This is a genomic window from Thermaurantiacus sp., from assembly GCF_053487655.1.
In genome coordinates, this window is record NZ_JBRCLD010000081.1 from 1 (window position 1) to 8822 (window position 8822).

7 protein-coding genes are annotated in these 8822 nt (G+C 66.6%); all 7 read right to left on the reverse strand.

The window, feature by feature from the left end:
- Positions 1–109 precede the first annotated feature (109 nt).
- On the reverse strand, positions 110–2314 hold the full coding sequence (gene katG / locus ACWIQA_RS08205; protein WP_448582582.1) for a catalase/peroxidase HPI: 2205 nt from the start codon (positions 2312–2314) through the stop codon (positions 110–112).
- A 158-nt stretch (positions 2315–2472) separates the two neighbouring features.
- Positions 2473–3318 carry a ParB/RepB/Spo0J family partition protein gene (locus tag ACWIQA_RS08210; protein ID WP_448582583.1) on the reverse strand — a complete coding sequence of 282 codons (846 nt, stop codon included), beginning with the start codon at positions 3316–3318 and terminating at the stop codon, positions 2473–2475.
- Between the two features lie 13 nt (positions 3319–3331).
- On the reverse strand, positions 3332–4087 hold the full coding sequence (locus ACWIQA_RS08215; RefSeq protein WP_448582584.1) for a ParA family protein: 756 nt from the start codon (positions 4085–4087) through the stop codon (positions 3332–3334).
- Positions 4087–4698: a 16S rRNA (guanine(527)-N(7))-methyltransferase RsmG gene (gene rsmG, locus ACWIQA_RS08220; protein ID WP_448582585.1), complete on the reverse strand. Its 612-nt coding sequence runs from the start codon at positions 4696–4698 to the stop codon at positions 4087–4089. Before rsmG ends, ACWIQA_RS08215 begins: the two co-directional genes overlap by 1 nt.
- Positions 4695–6536, reverse strand: a complete 1842-nt coding sequence (gene mnmG, locus ACWIQA_RS08225; protein WP_448582586.1) for a tRNA uridine-5-carboxymethylaminomethyl(34) synthesis enzyme MnmG — start codon at positions 6534–6536, stop codon at positions 4695–4697. Before mnmG ends, rsmG begins: the two co-directional genes overlap by 4 nt.
- Positions 6537–6588: 52 nt before the next feature.
- Positions 6589–7848 carry a tRNA uridine-5-carboxymethylaminomethyl(34) synthesis GTPase MnmE gene (gene mnmE, locus ACWIQA_RS08230; RefSeq protein ID WP_448582587.1) on the reverse strand — a complete coding sequence of 420 codons (1260 nt, stop codon included), beginning with the start codon at positions 7846–7848 and terminating at the stop codon, positions 6589–6591.
- A 202-nt stretch (positions 7849–8050) separates the two neighbouring features.
- Positions 8051–8822, reverse strand: a 772-nt coding sequence (locus ACWIQA_RS08235; RefSeq protein ID WP_448582588.1) for an alpha/beta hydrolase family protein, incomplete at its 5' end; no start/stop codon positions are given.

Genomic DNA, 8822 nt, shown 5'->3' on the forward strand with positions numbered 1-8822 from the left:
GCCCCGCACTGGTCATCACCGCCGCCGCTGCCTGGCGGGGCTCGGGAGGCCCCGGCCGCCGGAGGCTTGGGGACTGCGGCCAGCCGGGGAAGGCTGGTCGCAGCGGAAGTCAGGCGTGGAGGTCGAAGCGGTCGAGCTCCATGACCTTGACCCATGCCTTCACGAACTGGTCAACGAACATGTCCTCGGCATCATCGGCCGCATAGGCTTCTGCGAGGGCGCGGAGCTGGGAGTTGGAGCCGAAGATGAGGTCGACACGGGTTGCCGTCCACTTCGCCTCGCCGGTGGCCCGGTCCTTGGCAACGAAGCTTCCATCGGGAAGCGCCTCCCACTTCATCGCGGTGGAGGCGGCGAGCAGGTTCCGGACGACGTCGTTGGTGAGTGCGCCGGGCCGGTCGGTGAGAACACCATGGCGGCTGTCGCCAACATTGGCACCAAGGGCGCGCAGCCCCGCCCAGAGCACCGTCATTTCGGGGGCCGTCAGGGTGAGGAGCTGGGCGCGCTCAAGGAGCAGCTCCTCGGCAGACCAGTCGGGCGCACCAGCGGGCCTTTGGCCGAGGTGGTTGCGGAAGCCGTCGTGCCAGGGCTCGAGGACGGCGAAGGAGTCGGCATCCGTCATCTCTGCAGTCGCGTCGGTGCGGCCCGGTCTGAACGGCACGGTCAGTTCGCGCCCGCCAGCCCTCGCGGCGGCTTCAACGCCCGCCGCACCTGCCAGCACAATGAGGTCGGCAAGGCTGATCTTCCGGCCGCCCGGCGCCTCGGCGTTCCATTCCGCGCGGATCGCCTCGAGAGTCCCGAGCGCCTTTGCAAGCTCGGCCGGCTCATTCACCGCCCAGTCCTTCTGCGGGGCGAGGCGGATGCGCGCACCATTGGCGCCGCCGCGCTTGTCAGAGCCTCGGAAGGTGGCAGCACTTGCCCAGGCGGTCTTGACCAGGCGCGCAACCGAAAGGCCCGAGGCGAGGATGCGCTTCTTCAGTTCGGCGACGTCGCTGTCATTGACCAGCGGGTGATCGACCGGCGGGACCGGGTCCATCCAGATCCGGGGCTCTTTCGGCACTTCTGCGCCGCGGTAGCGCGTAATCGGGCCCATGTCGCGGTGGGTCAGCTTGAACCACGCCTCGGCAAAGGCATCCGTCAGCTCCTCAGGGTGGGCAAGGAAGTTGCGTGCAATCTTCTCATACACGGGGTCGACACGCATCGCCATGTCCGCGGTTGTCATGATCGGCTTGTGGAAGACGCCGGGCCGGTGCGGGTCGGGAACCGTGCCTTCAGCTTCGGGGTTCTTCGGAGTCCATTGCCAGGCACCAGCCGGGCTCTTGGTCAGCTCCCAATCATAGCGGAACAGGTTCTCGAAATAGCCATTGTCCCAGCGGGTCGGATTGTTGGTCCAGGCGCCTTCGATGCCGCTGGTGATGGTGTCCGCTCCCTTGCCAGTGCCGAAGCTGTTGAGCCAGCCCATGCCCTGCGCTTCAATAGGCGCCCCTTCGGGCTCCGGGCCGACATTGCCAGGAGCGGGGGCAGCGCCATGGCACTTGCCAAACGTGTGGCCGCCAGCGGTCAGCGCCACCGTCTCATAGTCGTTCATCGCCATCCGCGCGAACGTCTCGCGAATGTCACGCGCAGCCGCGAGCGGATCAGGCTTGCCGTTCGGCCCTTCGGGGTTCACATATCTGAGCCCCATCTGGACAGCGCCGAGCGGGTTGGCGAGCTCGCGGTCGCCCGAATAGCGCTCGTCGCCGAGCCATTCGCTCTCGGGGCCCCAGTAGATGTCCTTCTCCGGCTCCCAGATGTCGGCGCGGCCGCCACCAAAGCCGACCGTCTTGCCGCCCATGCTCTCGATGGCGCAATTGCCTGCGAGGATGAGAAGGTCCGCCCACGAAAGCGCCCGGCCATATTTCGCCTTGACCGGCCAAAGCAGCATCCGTGCCTTGTCGAGATTGGCATTGTCCGGCCAGCTGTTCAATGGTGCGAAACGCTGGTTGCCGGTACCGGCGCCGCCGCGGCCGTCGGCAATCCTGTAGGTGCCAGCGGCATGCCAGGCCATGCGGATGAAGAGCGGGCCATAATGGCCCCAGTCCGCCGGCCACCAGGGCTGGGAGGTGGTCATCAATGCCACAATGTCCGCCTTGACAGCGGCGAGGTCGAGACGTTCGAACGCCGCGCCATAATCGAACGCCCCATAAGGGTCGCCCGCGGGCGGGTTCTGGTGCAAGACGGAGAGATCAAGCTGGTGCGGCCACCACAGGCGGTTGGCCATCGAAAACAGGATCGAGCCGGTGGACCGGCCCACCGGGCACCTCGCTTCGACGTTCATGACAATCCTCCTCCGAGTCGATTGCCTCGGAGTCTCGCCCGCAATGGCTCATTTGTCCAATCGATTGAAATGGACACGCTTATCGAGAAAGCGGATGAGCTTTCGTCCAGCGCACATGCGGTGCCGCCTTGCTCGGCCTCGCAGCTCAGCCTCGCAGCTCAGCCCTGCAGTTTGGCAACGAGAGCATCGAGCTGGTCGAGAGTGGCATAGCGGATGACGAGCTCGCCGAACCCCGCCCCTTGCCGGATGGCGACATGAAGGCCGAGTGCGTCGGAAAGCGCGGCTTCGAGGGCAGCGACATCGGGGTCGTCTTCCCGTGCGCGCGCTTTGGCCGCTTGCGCGCGCCGCCTGGCTGCCGCCAGCCACGCTTCCGCCTGGCGCACCGAGAATCCTTTGGCGACGGCCTCGCGCACGAAGAGGTCAGGGTCTGGTGCCGAGAGCGCCAGCTTCGCAATCCCAAGGCTGATTTCGCCTGCGCGCACGGCAGCCTGGGCATTGCGGGGAAGGTCAAGGAGGCGCAGCAGGTTGGCGATATGGCTGCGGGCCTTGCCTGTCAGGCGTGCGATCGTCTCCTGGGTATGGCCGAACTCGGCGGCAAGCCGGTTGTAGGCATCCGCTTCTTCCAGCGGGTTCAAATCGGCGCGCTGGACATTTTCGATGATGGCCGCCTCGAAGGTCGCAGCGTCGTCAAAGGCGCGGACAATGGCTGGCACGTCGTGCAGTCCGGCCCGCTGCGCCGCCCGCCAGCGGCGCTCGCCAGCCACGATTTCATAGCGTCCAGAGGCTGCCGGGCGCAGCAGCAGCGGCTGCAATATGCCCCGTTCGCGGATGGACTGTGCCAGCTCGTCGAGCTTGGTGTCGTCAAAGTCCTGGCGCGGCTGGCGCGGATTGGGGTCGATGAGGTCGATGGCAACCGTGCTCGTCGCCGCCGAAAGGGGTGCGGACCCCATTTCGTCAAGCAGCGCTGCCAGCCCCTTGCCCAGCCGTCCCGCCGGTTTTGCCATCCGCTCCCCTCCTCTACGCTGCGGCCGCGAATTCCCGCGCCAGCGCCATATAGGCTTCCGAGCCCGGGCATTTCAGATCATAGAGCAAGGCTGGCATGCCGTGGCTCGGCGCTTCCGAAAGCCGCACATTCCTTGGAATAATCGTGCCAAAGACACGATGTCCTAGAGCAGAGCGCACGTCGTTCGCGACTTGGTCTGAAAGATTGTTGCGCTTGTCATGCATGGTGAGCACCACGCCGGCGAGATCCAGGCGGGGGTTGGAACGCGCCTTCACTTCCTCAACGGTTTTCAGAAGCTGCGACAGGCCCTCAAGGGCATAGAATTCTGTCTGCAGCGGAATGAGGACTCGGTCGGCAGCCACCAGCCCATTCAGGGTCAGGAGCCCGAGCGAAGGCGGGCAGTCGATGAAGCACCAGTCCTGGCCTTCCAGGGTTTCGAGGGCAGCGCGCAGCCGACCTGTCGCATTGGCTTCGCCCACCAGCTCCACTTCGGCGCCGGCAAGTTCCTGGGTTGCCGGAATAAGCGCAAGATCCGGCACCATCGTCGGCCGGGCAGCGCGCGCGGCTTGCGCGGGGTCGGTCAGGAGATCATAGCTTGAGGGCGAGCGCGCGCTCCGGGCCAGGCCGAAGCTGGTGGACGCATTGCCCTGCGGGTCGAAATCCACGAGGAGCACGCGTGCTCCGGTCGCTGCCAGCGCAGTGGCAAGGTTGACGGCGGTCGTCGTCTTGCCAACGCCCCCCTTCTGGTTTGCGACTGCGATTGTCCGCATCAGCCCTTCGCCCGCCGGAGGTTGGTGACAAGGAGGATTCGCGCCTCCCGGTCCGTCTGGCTTTCTGCCACGTCGAGATCAAAGCGGAAAGCCTGGCGTGCAGCCGCCACTTCCTCAGCCCAGCTCCGGCCCTTGGGGAAGACCCAGCGCGTGCCCGCCATGCCATGCTGGTGCGACCAGTCCAACAGTTTGACAAGGGCAGCCGTCGCCCGCGCCGTGACCACCTCGGCCATCTGGCGGGGCAGCGCTTCCACGCGCGCATGCACCACCACGGCATTGCCGAGCCCAAGCTCTGCGACGACATGGGCAAGGAACCGGCATTTCTTGGCAATCGACTCAACCAGCGTCACCTGGCCCCAGTCCATGGCCGCCAGCACCAGCCCGGGAAAGCCAGCGCCAGCGCCGAAGTCGAGCCAGCGGCGGCCCGGCTCGATGATTCCGGCAAGCTGGGCCGAGTCGAGGAAATGCCGAGCCCACAGGTCGGGGAGGGTTGAAGATGCGACCAGATTCATCCGCTGCTGCCATTGGCAAAGAAGTGCCGCATAGCGGTGCAGCCGGTCCATTGTTCCACGTGGAACATTGGTGCGGGCCTGGAATTCCTCGGGGCTCACGCCGCCTTGCCAATGGGCCGCCGCAGCGCGGCCAGAAGCGCCGTAAGCGCCGCTGGCGTGATTCCCCGAACCCGCCCGGCCTGGCCAAGCGTTTCCGGTGCTGCAGCGGCAAGCCGCTCGGCCATCTCGGCAGAAAGCCCCGGCACGCCGGCAAAGCGGAACCCAGGCGGAATGGGGATGGCTTCGTCCGCCCGCATCAGCTCCAGCTCCGCTTCGGCGCGGGCCAAGTAGACGGCATAGCGCGCGTCGGTTTCGACGGTCTCCAGAATGTCTTGGGGAAGGGCCGACAATTGCGGCTGGAGGCGACGCAGATGCGCCATGCCAACACCGGGGAAGCGAAGCCATTCCTGCAAGGAAAGCCGCTGGCCCTGATCCGAGATTTCGGCTCCCGCTGCCTGCAGCTCCCGGGTGGTCGCCGTTGCGCGGAGAAGCGCACGGGCGCGGGCGAGGGCGTCCTGGCGGGCGTAATGACAGGCCGCCCGCTCGGCGCGGACACAGCCGATGGCAAGGCCAAGCGGAGTCAAGCGGTCGCCGGCATTGTCGGCGCGCAGCCGCAGCCGAAACTCGGCGCGGCTGGTGAACATGCGGTAGGGCTCGGTGACGCCGTGCGTCACGAGGTCGTCGATGAGAACGCCAGTATAGGCAGTGGCCCGGTCGAGGAGGAAGGGCGCATCCAGAACCGCGTTGAGGCCAGCAACCAGTCCCTGCGCGGCAGCTTCCTCATAGCCCGTGGTCCCGTTGATCTGACCAGCGAGGAACAGGCCGGGAAGGCTGCGCAATTCCAGACGCCGCGAGAGGGCGCGGGGGTCCACATAGGCATATTCAACCGCATAGCCAGGACGTACGATTCGCGCGCTGGCAAGGCCGGGGATGGAGCGGATGAGGGCCTGCTGGACATCCTCAGGCAGGCTGGTCGAGATCCCGTTGGGATAGACGAGCGGGTCATCGAGCCCTTCCGGCTCGAGGAAAATCTGATGGCTGTCGCGATCGGGAAAGCGCGTGACCTTGTCTTCGATGGACGGGCAGTAGCGGGGGCCAACGCCCGTAATCCGGCCACGGAAAAGCGGCGAACGCGGAAGGCCAGCGCGGATGATGGCATGGGTTTCCGCCGTGGTGCGCGTGATAAAGCAGTCGATCTGCGGCGCCTCGAGCCGGCGCGTGAGCGCTGAGAAGAAGACAGGCTCGGCATCGCCCGGCTGGATGTCGAGGCCAGCCCAGTCGATGGAGCGGGCATCAAGACGCGGGGGCGTCCCGGTCTTCAGACGGCCAAGCGGAAGGCCGAGGGCAGCAAGGCGGGAAGCAAGCGCATTGGCAGCCCTCTCCCCGGTTCGGCCGCCACTCCTCCGCGTTTCGCCGATGTGCATGACGCCGCCCAGGAAGGTGCCTGTCGTCAGGACCACCGCCTTGCCGCGCAAAGGCCCAGCACTCGTCTCCACGCCAACGCAGCGGCCAGCTTCGATCAGAAAATCGATGACTTCGGCTTCGATCACGCGAATCAACGGCTCGGCGGCAATGAGGCTTCGGATGGCAGCCGCATAGCGGCGACGGTCAGCCTGCGCTCGCGGACCCTGGACGGCAGGACCACGGCTCCGGTTGAGAAGGCGGAACTGGATCCCGGCGATGTCGGCTGCGCGCCCCATCACGCCATCAAGCGCATCGATCTCACGCACGAGATGGCCCTTGCCAAGACCGCCAATGGCCGGATTGCAGCTCATCTGGCCGAGATTGGCAGCCGAAAGCGTGACAAGCACAACCCGAGCGCCCAGCCGAGCAGCAGCGGCAGCAGCCTCGGTTCCTGCGTGACCGCCGCCAACCACGATGATGTCCGGACTCGTCATGCCGGCCCTGTAGCGGAATGTTCCACGTGGAACAATATTGGCATTGTGAGTGTCATTTTCCGATGCAGAAACGGCTGAAGATCGCCCCCAGCACGTCCTCAGACCCGATTGCCCCCGTCAGCCGGCCAAGGCTTGCCGCTGCAAGGCGCAAGCTCTCCGCCCGCAAAAGCGACTCCGTCTGTGCTGCCGCCTCCGCAAGGAAGCCGACAGCCTCTGTCAGCAAATGCGCCTGCCGCGCCGTCGTCACCAAGGCAGGCTCCCCGCGCGGCACCTGTGCCCGCGCCCAAGCAACGAGATGCGCCCGAAGCGAGTCAAGGCCCGCCCCTGTCAACGCCGACACATAGGCAACACCGCCCCGGATCCCCGGTGCTTCGCCCGTCTCGTCGATCTTGTTGACGACTCGCAACCCCTCCCCCTCCCCGAGGTTGAGGACAAGGTCCGCTGCAGCTGCCCGCGCGCGCGCACGCCTGATCCCTTCCTGCTCGACCGGATCCGCGCTCTCGCGCAGCCCGGCGGTATCGAGGAGCATTGCTGGCACACCTCCAAGATCAAGATGCACCTCCAGCACATCGCGAGTCGTCCCCGGCAGCGCCGTCACGATCGCCACATCGCGCGCGGCAAGCGCATTGACGAGGCTGGACTTGCCAGCATTGGGCGGGCCAGTGACAGCAATCACAAGCCCGGATCGCACCCGCTCGGCCATCGGCGCTCCCGCCAGCGCTGCCTCAATGGACGCAGCGAGCCTGCGGATGGGCCCAACCAGGGCGGCGACTGTCACATCGCTTTCGTCCGCGAAATCGAGATCCGCCTCGGCCTCCGCGCGCAGCGCCAAAATGGCCTCCCGCCAGGCTTCCGCCTGCTGGCGCAAGCGCCCGCCAGCATTGGCAAGCGCCTGCGCGCGCTGGGCTTCCGTCTCGGCTGCAAGAAGATCCGCAAGCGCTTCGGCCTGCGTCAAGTCGATCCTGCCGTTCTGAAACGCCCGCCGCGTGAACTCGCCAGCCTCGGCTGGCCGCACCCCAAGCGCGAGCAACTCTTGTTGCACCGCTGCCACGACGGCTGGCGAGCCATGGGTGTGCAGCTCGACCACGTCTTCGCCAGTGAAGCTTGCAGGCCCTGGAAACAGGAGCACAAGGGCGCGGTCAATCGGCTGATGGTCTTGCAAGCGGTAGAGGGTTCGCAGCCTTGCCGTGCGCGCAGGCGGCAGGCGCTGCTTGCCGGTCAGCTGGCGGGCGACGGCGAACACGCCAGGGCCGGAGAGGCGAAGGACGGCAACGCCTGCCGGGGGCAGACCGGAGGAGAGGGCGAAGATCATGGGCGGCCAGCTGGAGGAGGAGCGCGGGCGACGCAAGGGACGCAAGGATTGTCTTGGCCGCGGTTTCGGCCGCGACCTTGCGCGCTCTGCCAGCGCCTTTCCTATCTGGAAAGCCCGCTGCTCGCGGCCACAGCTGACAGGACGCGGCGGGGCCAGCGGCCGGCCCCCAACGCCGGCCGCCCGGTTGCGCCGCAAAGGCCGCTCAGCGCCCGAGATGGGTGCGAAACCAGCTGAGCTGCTCCTGCGCGCCATAGAACTCATAGGCCCGGGCCAATTCCTCTGGCGCAGTGTTGGCAAAGCCGTGCGAGGCCCCGCGGAAGCGCAACAGCCGCGCTGGGGTGCCAGCTGCAATCAGCTGATGCATGAAATTGCTCATGGTCGCGAGCGGGATAAAGTCCTCAGTGCCGTGGAAGGCAAGCAGCGGCGAGCGGATCTGCCGCGCATTATAGGCTGGCGAGACAGAGATGTAGGCCTGCGGGTTCTCGAAGATCGGCCTGCCGAAGAACCAGGGCGCCCCCTGGCCGCCGCCGCGGCTCCATTCGGTCACCCAATCGACTATCGAGCACATGCCGTGCCCGGCCGCATAAATGTCGGAATGGCGCACCAGGCTTTGCGTGACAAAGTAGCCGCCATAGGAACAGCCGACGATCCCGACCTTGCCCGCCCAGCCGCGCGCCTTCAGCTGGGTGACGATCTCGGCCTGGGCGTCGATGTCGGCCTTGCCGAAATTGTCATGGTTGGCAATCGCGTGAAAGCGCGCGCTGCCAAAGCCATGCCGGCCGTAGAGCGGCGTCACCAGCACGCCGAAGCCGAAGTTGGGCAGCAGGCTCGCCGGCGTCTCGACCGAGGCACCCCATGTGTTGGTGAAGGCGTTGAACGGCCCGCCCTGCTGCCAGACAAGGATCGGCACCTGGCGCGGCGGAAAAGCCGTCCCCGCTGGCAGGACCAGCACGCCGTCGATCCGCCAGCCGTTC

Excerpts from the sequence above, each read along its gene's own strand:
- mnmG (WP_448582586.1), bottom strand. The coding sequence starts at position 6,536 with ATGACGAGTCCGGACATCATCGTGGTTGGCGGCGGTCACGCAGGAACC.
- mnmE (WP_448582587.1), bottom strand. The coding sequence starts at position 7,848 with ATGATCTTCGCCCTCTCCTCCGGTCTGCCCCCGGCAGGCGTTGCCGTC.
- ACWIQA_RS08215 (WP_448582584.1), bottom strand. The coding sequence starts at position 4,087 with ATGCGGACAATCGCAGTCGCAAACCAGAAGGGGGGCGTTGGCAAGACG.
- katG (WP_448582582.1), bottom strand. The coding sequence starts at position 2,314 with ATGAACGTCGAAGCGAGGTGCCCGGTGGGCCGGTCCACCGGCTCGATC.
- ACWIQA_RS08210 (WP_448582583.1), bottom strand. The coding sequence starts at position 3,318 with ATGGCAAAACCGGCGGGACGGCTGGGCAAGGGGCTGGCAGCGCTGCTT.